The organism is Paraburkholderia sp. SIMBA_053, from assembly GCF_046534895.1.
GTDB lineage: Bacteria > Pseudomonadota > Gammaproteobacteria > Burkholderiales > Burkholderiaceae > Paraburkholderia > Paraburkholderia caledonica.
Genome location: NZ_JAWRXU010000008.1, coordinates 164274 through 183379 on the forward strand (window position 1 = coordinate 164274; position 19106 = coordinate 183379).

Consider the following 19106-nt stretch of genomic DNA (forward strand, 5'->3'; position numbering starts at 1 on the left):
TTACGGTACGCGGGCAGCTTGCCCATCGGCACTCGCCGCATGCGCCCGCACGATTTCGATGAAGCCCGCCAGCACCGGGCTCACTTTCGCGGTTCGCCACACGAGCCCGGTTTCGATAGCGGGCACCGACTCGGACAACGGCCGGTACACGACGCCGGTCCGGCGCAGGTTACGCAACGATTGCGGCACGAGTGCGACACCCATGCCGGCCGACACGAGGCTCACGATGGTCTGCATCTGGATCGCCTCCTGCCCGACCCGCGGCTGAAGCCCCGCCACGCCGTAGCAATCCATAATGATGTCATAAAAGCCTGGCGCCAAACGTCTTGGGAAGATGACGAGCGGTGCATCGGCAAGCTCACGCAGGCTGACCGGCGTGTCGAGCCATTCCGCATGCGGGTCGCCGCCACCGCCCGCAGCGCCGCCACTGGCCGCCACGCGCGCCGCCGTGTCGGTCGACATGGCGATCACGAGCGGCTCGCGCGCGATCGGCAGCCACGAAAGTTGCGCGGCATGACGCGACGGCACGGGGGCAATCACGAGCCCCGCGTCGATGCGTCCGGCGACGAGTTCGTCCACCTGCACGTCGCTCGTTGCTTCGGTGAGTTCAAGCCGCACGCGCGGATAGCGCGCGCCGAAGTCGCGCAGTAAAAGCGGCAACAAGCCATAGTCCGCCGTCGAAACGAATGCGAGCGACAGCGCGCCCGCCTCGCCGCGCGCGAGGCTCTGTGCAAGCGGCCGCAAGCCCTCCGCAGCCGCCAGCAGACGCTGCACCTCCGGCAGCAGATCCGCGCCCACAGGCGTCAATTCAACGGACCGCTTGGTGCGCGCGAATAGTTCCACCCCAAGCGTTTCCTCCAGCGCACGGATTGCCTGCGACAGAGGCGGCTGGGTCATCGAAAGGCGCGCGGCCGCGCGGCCGAAGTGCTTTTCTTCGGCGACGGTCACGAAATAGCGCAACTGGCGCAGGTCAGGAACGGCAGGCAGCATTATTAATACATTTTACGACCTATTCGGCCGTCAATAATATATTGGACACGCACATCGCAAAATTGCATTCTTGCCTGACGGGTCCGAACTACACTGGACCGACCAGCAAAACAAACAGACCGGAGATCCTCATGCCCTACAACCGTCGTTCGCAGAACATCACGCAAGGCGTGGCCCGTTCGCCGAACCGCTCGATGTACTACGCACTCGGCTATCAGAAAGAAGATTTCGACAAGCCGATGATCGGCATCGCCAACGGCCATTCGACCATCACGCCGTGCAACGCCGGTCTTCAGCGACTTGCCGACGCTGCCGTGGCCGCCGTCAAGGGCGCGGACGCGAATCCGCAGATCTTCGGCACGCCGACTATTTCCGACGGCATGTCCATGGGCACCGAGGGCATGAAGTACTCGCTCGTGTCGCGGGAAGTCATCGCGGACTGTATCGAGACGTGCGTGCAGGGCCAATGGATGGACGGCGTGGTCGTGATCGGCGGCTGCGACAAGAACATGCCGGGCGGCATGATCGGCCTCGCGCGCATGAACGTGCCGGGCATTTACGTGTATGGCGGCACGATCCGTCCGGGCAACTGGAAGGGCACGGATCTGACGATCGTGTCGTCGTTCGAAGCCGTCGGCGAATTTACGGCGGGACGGATGTCGCAGGAAGACTTCGAAGGCGTCGAACGCAATGCGTGCCCGTCGACGGGATCATGCGGCGGCATGTACACCGCCAACACGATGAGCTCGTCGTTCGAGGCGCTCGGCATGTCGCTGCTCTATTCGTCGACAATGGCCAATCCCGATCAGGAAAAGGTCGACTCGGCCGCTGAATCGGCGCGCGTACTTGTTGAAGCCGTCAAGAAAGATCTGAAGCCGCGCGACATCATCACGAAGAAGTCGATTGAAAACGCCGTGGCCGTGATCATGGCGACCGGCGGCTCGACCAACGCCGTGCTGCACTTTCTGGCAATCGCGCACGCGGCGGAAGTCGAGTGGACCATCGAGGACTTCGAGCGCATGCGCAAGAAGGTGCCGGTGATCTGCAACCTGAAGCCGTCGGGCCAGTACGTCGCCACCGACCTGCACAAAGCCGGCGGCATTCCGCAAGTCATGAAGATCCTGCTCGACGCGGGTCTGCTGCATGGCGACTGCATCACCATCACCGGCAAGACGCTCGCTGAAGAACTGAAGGACGTGCCGGCCAAACCGCGCGCGGATCAGAAGGTGATCTTTCCGATCGATCAGGCGTTGTACAAGGAAGGCCACCTCGCAATCCTGAAGGGCAACCTGGCCGAAGACGGCGCGGTCGCGAAGATCACGGGCCTGAAGAACCCGGTGATCACGGGTCCGGCCCGCGTATTCGATGACGAGCAAAGCGCGCTTGAAGCGATTCTCGCCGACAAGATCGTTGCCGGCGACGTCGTCGTGTTGCGCTACCTCGGCCCCAAGGGCGGCCCGGGCATGCCGGAAATGCTGGCGCCGACTTCGGCGATCATCGGCAAGGGTCTCGGCGAAAGCGTCGGCCTCATCACCGACGGACGCTTTTCAGGCGGCACATGGGGCATGGTGGTTGGTCACGTCGCACCCGAAGCCTTCGTGGGCGGCACGATCGGCCTCGTGCAGGAAGGCGACTCGATCACGATCGACGCGCACAAGCTGCTCCTGCAACTAAATGTGGACGACGCCGAACTTCAGCGCCGCCGCGCCGCATGGCAGCAACCGCAACCGCGTTATACGCGTGGCGTGCTGGCGAAGTACTCGGCCCTCGCACTGCCGGCCAACAAGGGTGCCATAACTGGCTGAAGCAACGAGCCAGGACGGCACTCGCGGTGACCAGGGAGCCTGAAGCCCGGTCAAGCCCTACGTAAAAGCGAAAGGGGCGCACGAAAAACCGTGCGCCCCTTTCCTTTTATAATGTTCTGACCACAAGCCGGGCAACCGCACCGGCGGAGACCAGAATGAAATCAATGTCGTGTACGGTGCTTGCAACGGCTGTTGCATTCGTGACCATGTCGATCGGCATCATCCCGGCCGCGCATGCCGAGGCGCCCATGGGACTTGCGCTTGCCCAACAGCAGAACTGCATGAGCTGCCACTCGGTCTCGCGTCCGTTCATGGGGCCGGCGCTGCACGATGTCGCCGCGAAATATGCCGGCCGCGAAGACGCCGCTATCTACCTGAAGCACAAGATTCTGGACGGCAGCACGGGCGTATGGGGCCCGGTGCCCATGCCCGCGAATACGCAACTTACGCCCGATCAGGCGGCTGCGCTGGCGGGCTGGGTGCTCACGCTTAAATGATCCTGGCTGATTGATTAACCTGGGCGTGAGCGGGGCTCGATGCGTCGCGCCACGCGCGGGGCACCGCTGCATCGACTGTCACGCGCCGCCCGATCGCCGGGCAATCTCCGCTTCAACCGCTTCGCGTACCCAACCGGTCATCTGGTTCTCAAGAGTCGATACGACTTCGCGCGTGATCTGATCGACGAGCCGCGTTGCGTGCTCTTCGACAGCGCTGCGACAGCGTGCTTCGATGACGCCGCGCCCTTCGCCCGCGAGGAATCCCGCGACCCGCTCACGCAGCCGCTCGGCGATGCGTTCGGCATCGACAGCGGATTGGCCGTTCGTATCAAGTTCCTGAGCGATATCCGGCGGCACCGTCGCGGCGGCTTCAAACGGCGGAGGCGGTTCCGTCCGATCAAACGTGGCTGCGGACGCTGCCAGCGCGTCGTCATGCGTGTGCTCGGCTTCGGCCGAAACATGCGGCCGCGGTTTGTTCGTGGCATGAGCATGATCGGCCGTCGAACGCGCCTTATCGGTTACGGCAGCGTTAGCCGCAGTCCCCAAAGGCCGCGGCGCAAGCACCGGCTCCGGCGCACGCGTTTCTTCCGGTGTGAGGACCGGCTGCGGCGCGAGTTCGGGCTCCGCGGTGACGTCCGGCTGACGAAGCGTTTCTGCTTCACGCAGCGGCGTTTCCGCTGGCGCAGCCGGAGCAGCGGCGCCGGAATGCGGCTCGCGACGTTGGGCCACATGGCCCGGCACCAGCACCTCGCTCAGAACCGGGATGGAGTTATCGTTGGGATCGGACACCTGCGCCCTCCGTATTTGAGACGTAGCGAAAGCAGGCCGCGTATGCGCCGAATCGCCTCGACAGGGCACAACGCGACGCGGAACGGAAACCTAACCGCCCTGCTTGTAGTTGTTCAAAGCATAGCCGCGATCGCGATAGAAGCGGTAGCGTTCGCGGCCCGCAGCGAGCTCGTCGTGTGCGTTACCGACCACTTCCAGCAATCTTTCGAAGCGCGCGAATTGCGCGGGCACGCTCGCGCCCAGATTGAGCAGCACCTGATGATGAGGGACGTCGTCGAGATTCGTGGCCAGCACGATCGGCGTTTGCGCGGCGAGCGGCGTGCCGGCCATGCAGTGCGGCACGAAGTCGAGCGCGGAAAAGGTCCACAACTGTTCGTCGAAAGCGCGCAGGCGCTCCGGCTCGGCCACGACGATGGTGGGCTGTCCCGCCTGATACGCCTTGCGCACCAGGCGGCATGCATACAGCAGCGAGTCGCCGACGTTCGAGTGAAAATCGATTCTCGTCATGGGCGACTCCTTCTGAAGCCGGGTGCGATCGCTCGGGCACGTGCCAAGCGTGCCACGCGTGCAACGTTACTGCGATGCGTCATTGCGCGGCGCGGTCGATCAGGAACTGCGCGAGGAGCGGCACCGGACGACCTGTCGCGCCCTTCGCCGCCCCGCTCTTCCATGCGGTGCCGGCGATGTCGAGGTGCGCCCACGGATACGCGTCGGTGAAGCGCGACAGAAAGCACGCCGCCGTGACGCTGCCCGCCGGACGCCCGCCGATGTTGGCCAGATCGGCGAAATTCGACTTCAGCTGTTCCTGATACTCGTCGTCGAGCGGCAGGCGCCAGGCCGGGTCGGATGCCTCACGCGATGCGTCGAGCAACTCGCCCGCGAGCGCGTCGTCTTTGGAGAAGAGGCCGCTGTTGTGGTGGCCGAGCGCGATGATGCAAGCACCCGTCAGCGTGGCGATGTCGATCACCGCAGCGGGCTTGAAGCGCTCCGCATAAGTGAGCGCGTCGCACAAAATCAGGCGCCCTTCTGCGTCGGTGTTCAACACTTCGATCGTCAAACCCTTCATGCTGGTGACGATGTCGCCCGGCTTCGTGGCCGTGGCCGAGGGCATGTTCTCGACCGCGGGAATGATGCCGACCACGTTGATGTTCAGGCCCATTTCGGCGACGGCGCGCAATGTGCCCAGCACCGAACCGGCGCCGCACATGTCGTACTTCATCTCGTCCATGCCTTCGCCTGGCTTGAGCGAAATGCCGCCCGTGTCGAACGTCACGCCCTTGCCGACCAGCACCACCGGCGCGGCCTTCGCGGCGCCGCCCTGGTACTGCAGGACGATGAACTGCGCGGGTTCGACCGAGCCGGCCGTGACCGACAGGAACGAGCCCATCTTCAGCGCTTCGCACTGTTTTTCGCCGAGCACTTCGACCTTCAGCTTCCAGTCTTTGGCAAGCTTCTTCGCCGTGTTCGCGAGATAGGTCGGCGTGCAGACGTTGCTCGGCAGATTGCCAAGGTCGCGCGTTAGATCCATGCCGTTGGCAAGCGCCGCGCCCTGCTTTGCCGCGAGCTTGGCGGCTTTCTCGTCGCCTGTATTCACGCTGAAGACAATGCGCTTCAGTGCGCGAGCAGAGTTGTCCGGCTTGCTCTTCATTTGCGTGAACTTATAGGTCAGTTCGCGCAGCGCGAGGATCGCGGCGCGCACGCCCCAGTCGGCCGTACGCTCGAGGATAGGCAGTTGGGCCAGCGTGAAGGTGACCTGCACGACCTTCGTGGTGAGCAGCGCGCGCCACGCCGCGCGCACGGCTTCGCCATAGGCTTTCTGACTGAAAGCGTCCTGTTTGCCGAGGCCTACGAGCAGCACACGCGACGCGCCGATACCCGAGACTTCGTGCAGGAACAGCGTGGTGCCCGCTTTGCCGTCCATGTCGCCCGCCTTGATGATGCGGGTCAGGAGGCCCTTGGTGGCCGCGTCGATCTCAAGTGCCGCGCCCGAGAGCGTTTGCGACTCGAACACGCCGATTACGATGCAATCGGATTTCCCGGTGAGGAAACCGTTTGACGAGCCTTTGGTCCAATCACAGGCTTTTATGCTAAAGTCCATCGCGCTTGTCCTCGGATAAAATCTGGGCTTAGGATGAAAGCCGCAATTATCCGCTATTTTTCCCGCGGCGGCTGCACCGGAGGCGTGACGGGAAGCAACCCGCGCGTCGCTGAGAGCGCCCCCTCTCGTCATCAATAATGATCTTCGAACGCTCCCTCCAGCGCGAACTCGCGTATACGGCTGGTGCCGTGTTCATGGTTCTCCTCACGCTCGTGCTGACCACGATGATGATCCGCATCGTCGGCTTCGCGGCGCAGGGCGAAATCGACCCGCGCGACGTGCTGGTCCTGATCGGGCTGACCGTGATCGGCTATCTGGCCATCATGCTCGTCGCCACCCTGTTCGTGTCGATCCTGTTCGTGCTGACACGCTGGTACAAAGACTCCGAGATGGTCGTGTGGCTGTCTTCGGGCGTGAGTCTCACGCAGTTCATCAAGCCGATTGGCATCTTCGCCACGCCGATCATCATTCTCATCATGTTCTTCGTGTTCGTCGGCTGGCCGTGGTCCAACCAGCAGAGCAAGCTGATCCGCGCGCGTTTTCAACAGCGAGACGAAGTTTCGCTACTCGCGCCCGGCCAGTTCCGCGAATCGGCGAGCACTCACCGCGTGTTCTTCATCGAGAAGATGTCGCCCGACCAGGGCCATGTGGAGAACGTGTTCGTGACGAGCACGGAGAACGGCAAGGTCAACGTGGTCGTGTCCAAGAACGGCCACACCGAAACGCATAAGAACGGCGACCGCTTTGTCGTTCTGGAGAACGGCCGCCGCTATGAGGGCGAACCGGGACACGCGGATTTCCGCATCATGGAGTTCGAGCGTTACGGCGTCAAAATCGAGAGCCAGCCGGTCGTCAATACGACGAGCACCACCGGCACGCCCACCCTCACGCTGCTGCGCAATCCGACCAGAGACAATCTCGCGGAGTTCGCATGGCGCGCCGGTCTGCCGCTCATCGCGATCAACCTGATGCTGCTCGCCATTCCGCTTGCGCATCAGAACCCGCGGCGCAGCCGCACGATCAATCTTGTCATGGCCGTGCTGATCTATCTGACCTATTCGAATCTGTTGAACGTCGTCCAGTCGTGGATCGAGCAAGGCAAGATGTCGTTCGGGGTTGGACTCGTGAGTCTGCATGTGATCGTGGCCGCGGTTGTCGCGTTCATCTTCTGGCTGCGCGTGCGCAACCGGCCGCTGTTCACGCGGGCCATGTTCACCCGTTCGCAGGGAGCGTGACCGATGCGCATCTATGAAAGGTACTTCGCGCGTCAGATCTATCTCACGTTCATCTTCATTCTGTTCGCGTTTTCGGGCCTGTTCTTTTTCTTCGACCTGATTAACGAACTCAATTCGGTTGGCCACGGCAACTATAAATTCCAGTACGCGGTATTGCGCGTCGCGCTGCAAACGCCGTCGCGCTTCTACGAAATCATTCCGGTTGCCGCGTTGATCAGCGCGATCTACGTGTTCGCGCAAATGGCGGCGAACTCCGAGTACACGATTTTCCGCGTATCCGGGCTTGCCACCAATCAGGCATTGCGCTCTCTGCTGAAGATCGGCATTCCGCTCGTGTTTCTCACGTATCTGATCGGCGAAGTGGTCGGTCCGTACACGGATCAGTTGTCGGAACGTGTGCGGCTGGAGGCGCTGGGGTCGTCGGTATCGAGCAACTTCCAGTCGGGCGTGTGGGTGAAAGACACGCTCACGGCGCGCGCGGACGGCGAGCAGGTTACGCGCTTCGTGAACGTCGGCGAACTGAAGCCGGACGCGACAATCAGTAACGTACGGATTTACGAGTTCGATTCGAAGTTCCGGCTCGCGAATGTGCGCATTGCGAAGTCCGGCGTATATCAGCCGCCGGGGCATTGGCAATTGACCGGCGTGACCGATACGCAATTAATCGACGTGCCGCCGCCTCCGGGCACGCCGGCCGACGCGCTCAATCCTGTGTATCGTGCAAAGCAGGTTGCGCTGCCCGAATATTCGTTGCGCTCAGAGCTTACGCCGCAGATTCTCTCGGTGCTGCTCGTGTCGCCGGATCGCATGTCGATGTTCAATCTGTTCCGCTACATCCAGCATCTGACCGAGAATCATCAGGACACGCAGCGTTACGAGATCGCGCTGTGGCGCAAGGTGCTGTATCCGTTTGCCGTGTTCGTCATGCTGGTGCTGTCGCTGCCATTCGCATATCTGCATACGCGGGCCGGCGTGGTCGGCATGAAGGTGTTCGGCGGGATCATGCTCGGCATGAGCTTCCAGTTGTTCAACACGCTGTTCTCGCATATCGGCACGCTCAACACCTGGCCTGCGCCGCTAACGGCGGCAACCCCAGGGCTGGTGTATCTGGTGCTGGGTCTCGTCGGATTGAAATGGGTTGACCGGCACTAGGAGCCTTTGTCATGGCTACGCATGGATTGGTGTTGTTCGGGCATGGCGCGAGAGATGCGCGCTGGCGCGAGCCGTTTGAGAGGCTGGCGCAGAAGTTAATAGCCGCGCGAGCGCACGATGAAGGCGCGCAGGCAGTGAGCCTCGCCTTTCTGGAATTGATGGAACCGGATTTGCCCACGGCTATCGGACAGCTTGCTACGCAAGGTTGCGCGCTCGTCACCGTGGTGCCCGTGTTCTTCGGGCAAGGCGGACATATCAGGAAGGATTTGCCCGAGTTAATCGAGCGGTGCCGGGGGCTCTACCCGGCTGTCGAAATTCGCTGTGCGGTGGCGGTCGGCGAGGACGAAGCAGTTCTGGACGCAGTTGCAGCGTATTGTTTGCGGCAGGTTTGATAACGTTGTTTTGCTTAGCCGATTAGCGACGCGTTCCGCCGGGCCGAGCGGCGCGCATCGCCTTGAATCGGAAACGCAGTCGAAAACCTAAGCCGCCACTAACATCCCACTCGCAGACTGAAGCGCGCTGATCTGCCGCTCAGCAAACGCCTCCCCAATCATCACCAGACTCGGCTGCGAAGCATCCACCCACCGTTGCGCTTCGCCAGCAGCAAGCTTTTCGAGCGTCAGCGTCAACATCCGCTCACGCTCGGTACTGCAAGCCTCGACAATCGCGACAGGCGTGGAAACGGGCTTGCCCGCATCGATCAATTGCTGCGCAATCTCAACGCCGCTATCGCGGCCCATGTAAAACACGAGCGAATCGGCGTTGACCTGCTCGCGGATTTCGTCGGATCCGGGCGCGCGGCTGAACGTCGCCAGCGCGACACTGCGCGATACGCCGCGCAACGTCAGCGAGCGCTTCAGCGAGGCGGCGCTTGCCAGCGCCGCCGTAATGCCGGGCACGACCTCATATTCGATGCCGGCCGCCTCGAGAGCGCGCATCTCCTCATCGGCGCGACCGAACAGCATCGGATCGCCGCCCTTCAGGCGGACCACCACCTCGTGCTCCAACGCGGCGTCCACGATCTGCTTGTTGATGAACTGCTGCGCCGTCGATAGTTGTCCGCAGCGCTTGCCCACCGCAATCCGGCGTGCGCTGGACGGCGCGTAATCGAGCATCGCGGGCTCCACCAGCGCGTCGTGCAGGACCACATCGGCGGTCGCGAGCAGCCGCGCGCCGCGCACCGTAATCAGGTCCGCAGCGCCCGGTCCAGCACCGATCAGATAAACCTTACCCATTTGCCTCAGCCTGTTCGTCAGGGGCGTTCGCGGTGCGCAGCTGCGCCAAGTATTACGCGGAAAACGCCCGGATCATCCCGGCCGCGACCGTGTGATGAGTCGCTTCGTCGATCAGCACGAACGCGCCCGTGCCCTGATGCGAGTCATACACGTCGCACACCAACGGCTTTTGCAACGTCAACGCTACGCGGCCGATATCGTTCATCGCCAGTTCGCGGCGATCCGTCGACTGCGACAGCGTATGCACGTCGAGCACTTCCTTGATCGCGCCGATGCGCGCGAACACCGTATTGGTGGTCTGCTTCAACAGATACTTGCGTTGCGTGGAAAGCGGCGTGTCGTCGAACCAGCACAGGTCGGCTTCGAGTTTCTTCGCCGGCTCCGGAGCCGCTTCGCGCAGAACGAACGTATCGCCGCGCGACACGTCCACGTCTTCCGCGAGACGGATCGTCACCGTTTGACCGGCGAACGCGCGATCCACCTGCGCCGTGCCGCCGACCACCGGCGCGATGATCTCCGCAACCGTCGCTTCGCGGTTGGCCGGCAACACGACGATCGTGTCGCCCACCTTGACCTCACCCGCTTCCACACGGCCCATGTAGCCGCGGAAATCGTCGGCCTGGCTGCCATCCTGACGCGCGACCCATTGCACCGGGAAACGCAGCGCCTGGCCCGTCGGCACTTCGACCGGCAACGCTTCGAGCAGATCGAGCAGCGGCTCGCCCGCATACCACGGCATGCTTTCGCTCGCCGTCACGATGTTGTCGCCCTTCAGCGCCGACACCGGCACGAAGCGCACGTTGCTCAAGCCGAGTTGACGCGCGAGATCGACATACGCGTCGCGAATCTCGTTGAACCGCGCTTCGCTGTATTCGACCAGATCCATCTTGTTGATGGCAACGATCACGTGCTGCAAGCCGAGCAGCTTGACGATCGCGCTATGACGCTTGGTTTGCGGCAGCAATTGCGCGACGCCGTCGACGAACGTCACCCGCGTTGCGTCGACCAGAATGATCGCCGCGTGCGCGGTCGACGCGCCCGTCACCATGTTGCGCGTGTACTGCTCGTGGCCCGGCGTATCGGCGATGATGAACTTGCGCTTCGCGGTCGCGAAGTAACGATAGGCGACGTCGATCGTAATGCCCTGCTCGCGCTCGGCTTCGAGGCCGTCGGTCAGCAGCGACAGATCGATTTCATCGCCCACGGTGCGCTTGTTCTTCGCGCGCGACAGTGCGGAAAGCTGATCGCTCAAAACGGCTTTGCTGTCGTACAGCAGGCGGCCGATCAACGTGCTCTTGCCGTCGTCCACGCTGCCAGCGGTAATGAAGCGAAGCACGCCGAGGTCTTCCGGTTGATGAATATTCATGATTGCATTGCCTCGTGTGCTTAGAAATAACCCTGCTTCTTACGCTGTTCCATCGCGGCTTCGGAGACCTGATCGTCCATCCGCGTCGCGCCGCGTTCCGTGATTTCCGTCACGGCCGTTTCGGCGATGATCTTCTCCAGATCGTCCGCGTCGCTCTCGACCGGGCACGTGCAGCTAATATCGCCCACGGTGCGAAAGCGCACCTGTGCCGTTTCGCTGACTTCGCCTTCGCGCATCGGCGTGAGCGGTGTGACCGGCACGAGCAGGCCATTGCGTCGCACGATCTCGCGTTGGTGCGCGTAGTAGATCGACGGCAGTTCGAGCTTTTCGCGAGCGATGTATTGCCACACGTCGAGTTCGGTCCAGTTCGAGATCGGGAACACACGCAGATGCTCGCCGTTATGCAGACGGGCGTTATACAGGCTCCACAGTTCCGGGCGCTGCGCTTTCGGGTCCCACTGGCCGAACTCGTCGCGGAACGAGAAAATGCGCTCTTTCGCACGGGCTTTCTCTTCGTCACGGCGCGCGCCGCCGATCAGCGCGGTATAGCCGTGCTGTTCGATGGTTTCGAGCAGCGTGACGGCTTGCGCCGCGTTGCGCGAATCCGTTTCGCGGCGCAAACGCACCGTGCCGCGCTTGATCGAATCTTCAACGTGACCGACCACCAGTTCCGCGCCGATCTCTTTCGCGCGACGGTCGCGGAAGTCGATCACTTCGTCGTAGTTATGACCGGTGTCGATATGCACGAGCGGGAACGGCAACACGGTCTTGCGATTTGCGCCGATGCCGAAGGCCTTTAGCGCGAGCGCCAGCACGACGACCGAGTCCTTGCCGCCCGAAAACAGCAGCGCGGGCTTGCTGCATTCGGCAACCAGTTCGCGCAGGATATGAATCGACTCGGCTTCGAGCCAATCGAGGTGATCCATCCGGTTCGCCGTGTTGGCAAGCGGAGCGTTGACAGTGGAATCGAGCGTGGTGCTCATGTTTGGGTCCTTCGTTGATTCGCTTGTCGAGCGGTTGCCCGTGAAAGCGCTGATATTCAATTCGGTATGTGCGGCGTGAAGTGGCAAAGCCAAGTCCTCGACGCAACACAATTCAGGCAATGCATCAGGCCGGAGCGTTCTCGCCGCGGTCGACTGCAATCGGCGTAATCGTCGTGATATGAAGTCCGCATTCCTTCGTATCGCGCGATTCCCACCACCAGCGGCCGGCCCGGCTATCTTCGCCCGGACGCACCGCACGCGTGCAAGGCTCGCAGCCAATGCTCGGATAACCGCGCGCATGCAGCGGATTCACCGGCACGTCGAAGGCTTTCAGATAGTCCCAGACCTCAGCCTCGGTCCAGTCGGTCAGCGGATTGAACTTCGCGATGTTGCGCGCGGCGTCGTGTTCTTCCTCGTGCAATTCGGCACGCGTCACCGACTGCTCCCGACGCTGGCCCGTCACCCACGCGCTCACGTCCGACAGCGCACGGTTCAACGGCTCGACCTTGCGGATTTCGCAGCAGCGCTTGCGCAGATCGACGCTCTCGTAGAAAGCATTCAGCCCATGCGACGCGACGTATTCGTCAATCGCGGCAGCCTGCGGATGAAACTGCTCGATGTCGTAGCCATAGCGCTCTTTTACACGATCGATCATGCCGAGCGTCTCGGCATGCAAGCGGCCCGTATTCAGCGAGAAGATGCCGATCTTCACGCCGCGCGACAAAATCGCATGCGTGAGCAACATGTCTTCGGCGGCGAGACTGCTTGCGAGCTTCACGTTCGAGTGACGAGCAGCGATCGAATCGAGCAGCGCGTCAAGGCGCTCGACCTTCGCGGCGAGTTCCGGTGTGAGCGATTGCAACGAGGTGGCGCTCATGCCGAAACCTTCTGCGAAGCAGAGGACGAAACTGCGCGGCGGCGGAACAGCGGCGCCGGCTCGTCGAACGCGCCCTGGTATTGCACGGTGAAATCGTCGAATGCTTTCAGCGCGTCGCTGATGTCCTTGTCCGCGCGCACCGCAAAAGCGTCGAAGCCGCAACGGAACATCAAACGCACCTGGTCGCGCAGCACGTCGCCGATCGCGCGCAGTTCGCCCTTGTAGCCATAACGCTCACGCAGCAGGCGGCCGATGCTATAACCGCGGCCGTCACGGAACACCGGGAAGTCCACGGCGATCACTGCAAGCTTGTCGAAGTCGCCGGCAATGTCCGCCGGTTCGCTGTCCGGCGCGAGCCACACGCCGAGTTCAGCGGCACTGCGCGAAGCGCTCAACGCATCGCGCTCTGCCTTCCACAACGCGAGCGGCACCAGCACGCGGCCAGCCGGCAGTTCGGTCACCGCGGGCAGCGAGCCGTCTTCCGCCGGGCGCACGAGCGTCCAGTCATCGTTGACGATCGCGCGGTTCTTGATGATAGAAGCCATCTGTTCTTTATCCTTTGCGCGGTTACGCGTGAGCCGGTTGACGCGACGCGTACACGCGTTCCTTGAACGGAGCCATGCCGATGCGGGTGTACGTGTCGATGAAACGCTCGCCTTCATGGCGGTTTTCAACGAACGTGTCGATCACCTTCGTCATCACGTCCGGCATTTCTTCCGCCGAGAACGACGGGCCGATCACGCGGCCCAGCTGAGCGCCGCTTTCGCCTGTACCTTGCTCGCCGCCGAGCGTCACCTGATACCACTCCGAGCCGTCCTTATCGACGCCCAGAATGCCGATATTGCCGACGTGGTGATGACCGCAAGCGTTGATGCAACCCGAGATGTTCAGCGATACGTCGCCCAGGTCGTACACGTAATCGAGATCGTTGAAACGCTCCTGGATGGCGAGCGCAATCGGAATCGACTTCGCATTCGCGAGCGAGCAGAAGTCGCCTCCCGGGCACGCGATGATGTCGGTCAGCAAGCCGATGTTCGGCGTTGCGAAACCTTGTGCCTTGGCCTTTTCCCACAACGCGAACAGGTCGCGCTTTTTGACGTTCGCGAGAATCAGGTTCTGTTCGTGCGACACGCGGATCTCGCCCAGCGAGTACTCGTCGGCCCAATCGGCGACCGCTTCCATTTGCGCGTCGGTGGCGTCGCCCGGCGCGACTACGCCGTTCTTCAGCGACAGCGTGACCGCTGCATAGCCCGAAACCTTATGCGGACGCACATTGCGCTCCACCCAGCGGGCGAACGCGCGGTTTTCCAGCAGATGCTTTTCGAACGAAGCGTCCGTGTCGGCCAGCTTTTCGTACACCGGCGGCTGGAAGTATTGCGACACGCGATCCAACTCGGCCTGCGTGAGCGTCGAAGGGCCGTCCTTCAGGTGCTGCCATTCTTCCTCGACCTGCGCGGCGAACTTCTCCGGGGAGAGCGCCTTCACCAGAATCTTGATGCGCGCCTTGTACATGTTGTCGCGGCGGCCGTAGCGGTTGTACACACGCAGCACGGCTTCGCTGTACGTCAGCAGGTGTTGCCATGGCAGGTCTTTGCGGATCACCGCGCCGACGATCGGCGTGCGGCCCAAACCGCCGCCCGCCAGAATGTCGACCACGAGTTCGCCCTGAGCATTGCGCTTCACATACACGCCCATGTCATGAATCTGCACGGCGGCACGGTCTTCGTGCGAACCGGACACGGCGATCTTGAACTTGCGCGGCAGCCACGCGAATTCGGGGTGGAACGTCGACCATTGACGCAGAATTTCCGCCCAAGGGCGCGGATCGACGTATTCGTCCGGCGCCACGCCCGCGAACTGATCGGCGGTGATGTTGCGGATGCAATTGCCCGAGGTCTGAATGCCGTGCATCTGCACCGACGCGAGCTTGCGCAGAATCTCCGGCGTTTCCTCGAGCTTGATCCAGTTGTACTGGATGTTCGAACGCGTGGAGAAGTGGCCGTAGCCCCGGTCGTGCTCGCGCGCGATCTGCGCGAGCATGCGAAGCTGGTCGCTGCGCAGATTGCCGTACGGAATCGCGATGCGGTGCATGTACGCGTGGCGCTGGTAGTACAGGCCATTCTGCAGCCGCAGCGGACGGAACTCCTCTTCGCTCAATTCGCCCGACAGACGGCGGCGAACCTGATCGGCGTACTGCGCGACCCGTTCATCGACGATGGTCTGGTCGTACTGATCGTATTGGTACATTCGGGGACCCCAATTTTTTTGCGTTACCGCGTGACACGAGGCGATCCGGTTTCGCCGCGCTCTGAACATCTGTGTTTGTCAGCTGGATCGAGTCAGGGTTTAGACCTATCTCTCATTTGCTTATAACAAATACAGATATCCATATTGAAAAAGATGGACAGATCGTAATAAACTCGCCTTATATTTCAAACGACTAAAAAATTCTTTTGATATGCGGAGAGGTTATATATGAACCTGCATCAGTTCCGCTTCGTCCGCGAGGCTGTGCGGCAGAACTTCAACCTGACCGAAGCAGCCAAGGCGCTGTATACAAGCCAGCCAGGCGTTTCGAAGGCGATCATCGAGCTCGAGGACGAACTGGGCGTCGAAATCTTCACACGCCACGGCAAGCGCGTTCGCTCGCTCACCGAGCCGGGCCGGATCATTCTTCAGTCGGTTGAGCGGATCTTGCAGGAAGTCGAAAGCCTGAAGCGCGTCGGCAAAGACTACGCGGCGCAGGACCAGGGCAACCTCGTGATCGCCGCCACGCATACCCAGGCGCGCTACTCGCTGCCGGCCGCCATCGCCGAATTCAAGAAACGCTTTCCCAAGGTCCACCTTTCGATACTGCAAGGAAGCCCGACGCAGGTCGCCGAGATGGTGCTGCACGACCAGGCGGACCTCGCCATTGCGACGGAAGCGATCGCCAACTATAAGGAACTGGTCTCGCTGCCGTGCTTCCAGTGGCACCACGTGGCGGTGATGCAGCCGGACCATCCTCTGCTCGACCGCAAACTGCTGTCGCTGGACGATCTGACCCAGTATCCGCTGATTACCTACGACAACGCGTTCGCTGGCCGCACCAAGATCAACGAGGCGTTCCGGCTGCGCGGGCTGCATCCGGACATCGTGCTGGAGGCCATCGACGCCGATGTGATCAAAACCTACGTGGAACTGGGCCTCGGCGTCGGCATCATGGCGGACATTGCATTCAACGCCGAGCGCGACCGCCATTTGCGGGCAATGCCGGTCGGCCACCTGTTCGGCAGCAATGTGACGCGAGTCGCGCTCAAACAGGGCGCGTATCTGCGCAGCTATGTGTACACACTCGTCGAATTGCTGTCGCCGAGCATGAACCGCAAGCTGATCGAACAGGCGCTCAAGGGCGAACACGAAACCTACGAACTTTGAACTCACCACCGCTTCCTGCTATCCCGCTACGGAGACCCATCGATGACGTCGCATAACAACAAACTTCGCGGCCTCGCCGCTCTCGGCGCTCTTTTGTTCGCCACCTCCGCGCACGCCGACATCAAGGTCGGCATCGATCTGTCGAGCACCGGCCCCGCCGCGGTGATCGGCATTACGAGCAAGAACGCCATGCTGATGTGGCCGGCCACCATCGCCGGCCAGAAAGCCGACTACATTTTTCTCGACGACGCCTCCGACCCCGGCGCCGCCGTGCGCAACATCCGTAAGCTGATCAACGAAGATCACGTCGACGTGATCGTCGGCCCGAACATCACGCCCGCGGCGATGGCCGCGCTCGATCCGGTCGCCGAAAGCCAGACGCCGATGATCACGCTGATCGGCTCGGCGAGCGTCGTGGAGCCGCAGGAAGGCAAGAAGGTGTGGGCGTACAAGATGGCGCAGACCGACAGCGCGATGGCCGACGTGATGACGCGCTACATGTCGAACCACAACGTCAAGACAGTCGGTTTCATTGGTTTCGCGGACGGCTACGGCGAGAGCTGGCTCAACGAGTTCAGCAAATTCGCGGCGCTGCGCCACATTCAACTGGTCGCGACCGAGCGCTATAACCGCACCGACGCGAGCGTGACCGGCCAGGTTCTCAAGCTGATGGCCGCGAAGCCCGACGCGATCCTGATCGCAGGCGCGGGCACGCCGACCGTGTTGCCGCAGCGCACGCTGATCGAGCGCGGTTTCAAAGGGCCGATCTACCAGACGCATGGCATCGCAACGCCGGAATTCATCAAGCTCGGCGGCAAGGACGTGGAAGGCACGCTGTTCCCGACGCAGCCGGTCGTCGTCGCGCGCACGTTGCCGGCCGATCATCCGGCGAAAAAGGCGGCGCTCGCGTTCGCGAACGAGTACGAGGCGAAGTACGGACCGGGCAGCGTCACGCAATTCGCGGGCGATGCAGCGGGCGTCTATCCGCGTTTGCAGGACGCGGTGACGCGCGCGCTCAAGACCGCGCAGCCTGGCACGGAGGCCTTCCGCGTGGCGTTGCGCAACGAACTGGAACACGCGCATGAACTGGTGGTGCCGAACGGCGTCGTCAATACGAGCGCGAAGGACCACGTGGGACTGGATCAGCGCGCGAGCGTGATGGGCATCATCAGGAACGGCAAGTTCGTTTATCTGAGTCAGTAAGCGTTGTTCTGCGTGCGCACGCTCGAGCGGCGCCGCGGGCCCGGTCTCGCGCGCCGCAACCTCCGTGTACCATGCTGACGGCCAGCTTGCGGTGAGCGCGGGCTCAGGTTAACTTGCCGATTGCGCAACGAGCGCGCGGCGCGCCCGTGCCTCAAGCCGCCGCCTCTCGGGCCACCGCCGAATCCGCGTGTATCGCCAATCCGTGAAGTCCGTCAGATCGCGCATGCTAAAGACCAGAAAACGCATCATCATCGCCGCCGTGGTTGCCGTCGTGATTCTCGCCATCGCGATAGCCCAGGCGATCAGAAAGCGCGAAACGCCCGCCACCACGGCGGACACTGCATCTTCCGTGATCGAATTCTCTCCCGACGATCTCACCACGGTCAGCCGCCGCTCGCTCGTCCAGACGCTGCCTCTTACCGGCTCGCTGCGCGCCGTCACGCAAGCCGCCGTCAAATCGAAGGTCGCCGGTTCGGTACTGGAAGTCGCCGTGCGCGAAGGCGACGCTGTGCAGAGCGGCCAGATTCTCGCGAAGATCGATGCCCGCGACTACGTGGCGCGCGCCGAGCAAAGCCGCGGTCAGATGGCCGCAATGGTGGGGCAACTGGACATTGCAAGGCAAACGCTCGAAAACAATCGCGTGCTGGTGGAGAAAGGTTTCATTTCGAAGAACGCGTTCGACACTGCGCAAAGCCAGTACGAGATAGCGCGTGCGAATCTCGATGCGGCGCGCGCGGCGCTCGCGTCGTCGAATCTGTCGCTCGCCGACACCGTGGTGCGCTCGCCGCTCAACGGGCAGATTGCGTCGCGTTCGGTCGAGCCAGGCGAAAAGGTCGCCGTGGATACCAAGCTCTTCGACGTGGTCGATCTGCGCACTCTCGAACTCGAAGCGCCGGTGCCGGTCGGCGAGATCGGCCGCGTACGGATCGGCCAGCCGGTGCAGATCATGTTCGACGGCATCGACGGGCCGGTACAAGGCGCAATCACTCGCATCAATCCCGCCGCGCAGCCCGGTTCGCGCTCGATCATGGTGTATGTCCGGGTGGCGAATCCTTCGGGCACATTGCGTGTGGGCATGTTCGGCACCGGCACTATCTCGGTCGGCAGCAGGGAAAACGTGCTGGCGGTGCCCGCCACCGCCGTGCGTACCGACGCCGCGCGCCATAGCGTCTATGCGCTCGTCGGCGGCAAACTCGTGGAACAGCAGGTGCAGACCGGAATCACCGGAGACGCCGACGGCGGTACGTGGACCGAGATCGTCGGCGGCCCGCTGGCCTCGGGCCAGCAGATCGTGAAGAACAATCTCGGCTCGTTGCGCATCGGCAGCACCGTGCATATGGTGCCCGCGGCGGGAGCCACTGCGCCTGCATCCAGGCCAGTTCCAATTCCAGTTCCGAGCCCAGCGCCAGCACCGGCGACCGGCGCGCCCGGCTCCGGCCAGCGCTGAGCGGAGCGCTCG

At 62.5% G+C, this 19106-nt stretch carries 18 protein-coding genes; 8 read left to right on the forward strand and 10 right to left on the reverse strand.

Annotated features, from left to right (window positions below):
- On the reverse strand, positions 1-990 hold the full coding sequence (locus tag SB753_RS23355; RefSeq protein ID WP_410802052.1) for a LysR family transcriptional regulator: 990 nt from the start codon (positions 988-990) through the stop codon (positions 1-3).
- 131 nt (positions 991-1121) lie between these two features.
- Here SB753_RS23355 and ilvD point away from each other — a divergent pair, with 131 nt between their 5' ends.
- Complete coding sequence (gene ilvD, locus SB753_RS23360; RefSeq protein ID WP_410802054.1) at positions 1122-2795, forward strand: dihydroxy-acid dehydratase; 1674 nt, start codon at positions 1122-1124, stop codon at positions 2793-2795.
- 155 nt (positions 2796-2950) lie between these two features.
- The gene (locus SB753_RS23365; protein ID WP_088172965.1) at positions 2951-3292 is read left to right on the forward strand and encodes a c-type cytochrome; all 342 of its coding nucleotides are present in this window, start codon (positions 2951-2953) and stop codon (positions 3290-3292) included.
- A 78-nt stretch (positions 3293-3370) separates the two neighbouring features.
- Here the strand turns inward: SB753_RS23365 and SB753_RS23370 are convergent, their stop codons facing one another.
- From SB753_RS23370 to SB753_RS23380, 3 genes are all read right to left on the reverse strand, one after another.
- Entirely contained in the window at positions 3371-4081 is a 711-nt protein-coding gene (locus SB753_RS23370) for a DUF2486 family protein (protein WP_410802056.1), read from the reverse strand.
- 90 nt (positions 4082-4171) lie between these two features.
- Positions 4172-4588, reverse strand: a complete 417-nt coding sequence (locus SB753_RS23375) for a DNA polymerase III subunit chi (RefSeq protein WP_020065155.1) — start codon at positions 4586-4588, stop codon at positions 4172-4174.
- A 79-nt stretch (positions 4589-4667) separates the two neighbouring features.
- A complete protein-coding gene (locus SB753_RS23380; RefSeq protein ID WP_410802058.1) occupies positions 4668-6179 on the reverse strand; it encodes a leucyl aminopeptidase in 1512 nt (503 codons plus the stop codon).
- Positions 6180-6316: 137 nt separating this feature from the next.
- Between SB753_RS23380 and lptF the strand changes: the two genes are divergently transcribed.
- From lptF to SB753_RS23395, 3 genes are read left to right on the forward strand one after another with little or no spacing between them, the layout of a single operon-like run.
- Complete coding sequence (gene lptF / locus SB753_RS23385) at positions 6317-7414, forward strand: LPS export ABC transporter permease LptF (protein ID WP_410802060.1); 1098 nt, start codon at positions 6317-6319, stop codon at positions 7412-7414.
- A gap of 3 nt (positions 7415-7417) precedes the next feature.
- Positions 7418-8566 carry an LPS export ABC transporter permease LptG gene (gene lptG, locus SB753_RS23390; RefSeq protein WP_410802062.1) on the forward strand — a complete coding sequence of 383 codons (1149 nt, stop codon included), beginning with the start codon at positions 7418-7420 and terminating at the stop codon, positions 8564-8566.
- Positions 8567-8577: 11 nt separating this feature from the next.
- On the forward strand, positions 8578-8958 hold the full coding sequence (locus tag SB753_RS23395; RefSeq protein ID WP_020065151.1) for a sirohydrochlorin chelatase: 381 nt from the start codon (positions 8578-8580) through the stop codon (positions 8956-8958).
- An 87-nt stretch (positions 8959-9045) separates the two neighbouring features.
- Here the strand turns inward: SB753_RS23395 and cobA are convergent, their stop codons facing one another.
- The 6 genes from cobA to SB753_RS23425 all read right to left on the reverse strand — a co-directional run bounded on the left by cobA (position 9046) and on the right by SB753_RS23425 (position 15274).
- Positions 9046-9801, reverse strand: a complete 756-nt coding sequence (cobA, locus tag SB753_RS23400) for a uroporphyrinogen-III C-methyltransferase (protein ID WP_204520378.1) — start codon at positions 9799-9801, stop codon at positions 9046-9048.
- A gap of 52 nt (positions 9802-9853) precedes the next feature.
- A complete protein-coding gene (locus tag SB753_RS23405; protein ID WP_027804174.1) occupies positions 9854-11170 on the reverse strand; it encodes a sulfate adenylyltransferase subunit 1 in 1317 nt (438 codons plus the stop codon).
- Between the two features lie 17 nt (positions 11171-11187).
- Positions 11188-12150 (reverse strand): sulfate adenylyltransferase subunit CysD, encoded by a 963-nt coding sequence (cysD, locus tag SB753_RS23410; protein ID WP_027775707.1) that lies wholly within the window; start codon positions 12148-12150, stop codon positions 11188-11190.
- Between the two features lie 124 nt (positions 12151-12274).
- Positions 12275-13027 (reverse strand): phosphoadenylyl-sulfate reductase, encoded by a 753-nt coding sequence (locus SB753_RS23415; protein WP_288823731.1) that lies wholly within the window; start codon positions 13025-13027, stop codon positions 12275-12277.
- Positions 13024-13572: a DUF934 domain-containing protein gene (locus SB753_RS23420; RefSeq protein WP_410802065.1), complete on the reverse strand. Its 549-nt coding sequence runs from the start codon at positions 13570-13572 to the stop codon at positions 13024-13026. Before SB753_RS23420 ends, SB753_RS23415 begins: the two co-directional genes overlap by 4 nt.
- A gap of 22 nt (positions 13573-13594) precedes the next feature.
- On the reverse strand, positions 13595-15274 hold the full coding sequence (locus SB753_RS23425; RefSeq protein ID WP_410802067.1) for a nitrite/sulfite reductase: 1680 nt from the start codon (positions 15272-15274) through the stop codon (positions 13595-13597).
- Positions 15275-15502: 228 nt separating this feature from the next.
- On the opposite strand from SB753_RS23425, the gene SB753_RS23430 reads away from it, so the two are divergent.
- From SB753_RS23430 to SB753_RS23440, 3 genes are all read left to right on the forward strand, one after another.
- Positions 15503-16444: a CysB family HTH-type transcriptional regulator gene (locus SB753_RS23430; RefSeq protein WP_020065144.1), complete on the forward strand. Its 942-nt coding sequence runs from the start codon at positions 15503-15505 to the stop codon at positions 16442-16444.
- A gap of 42 nt (positions 16445-16486) precedes the next feature.
- Positions 16487-17647, forward strand: a complete 1161-nt coding sequence (locus SB753_RS23435) for an ABC transporter substrate-binding protein (protein WP_410802069.1) — start codon at positions 16487-16489, stop codon at positions 17645-17647.
- Between the two features lie 223 nt (positions 17648-17870).
- Positions 17871-19094: an efflux RND transporter periplasmic adaptor subunit gene (locus tag SB753_RS23440; RefSeq protein WP_410802071.1), complete on the forward strand. Its 1224-nt coding sequence runs from the start codon at positions 17871-17873 to the stop codon at positions 19092-19094.
- Positions 19095-19106 lie beyond the last annotated feature (12 nt).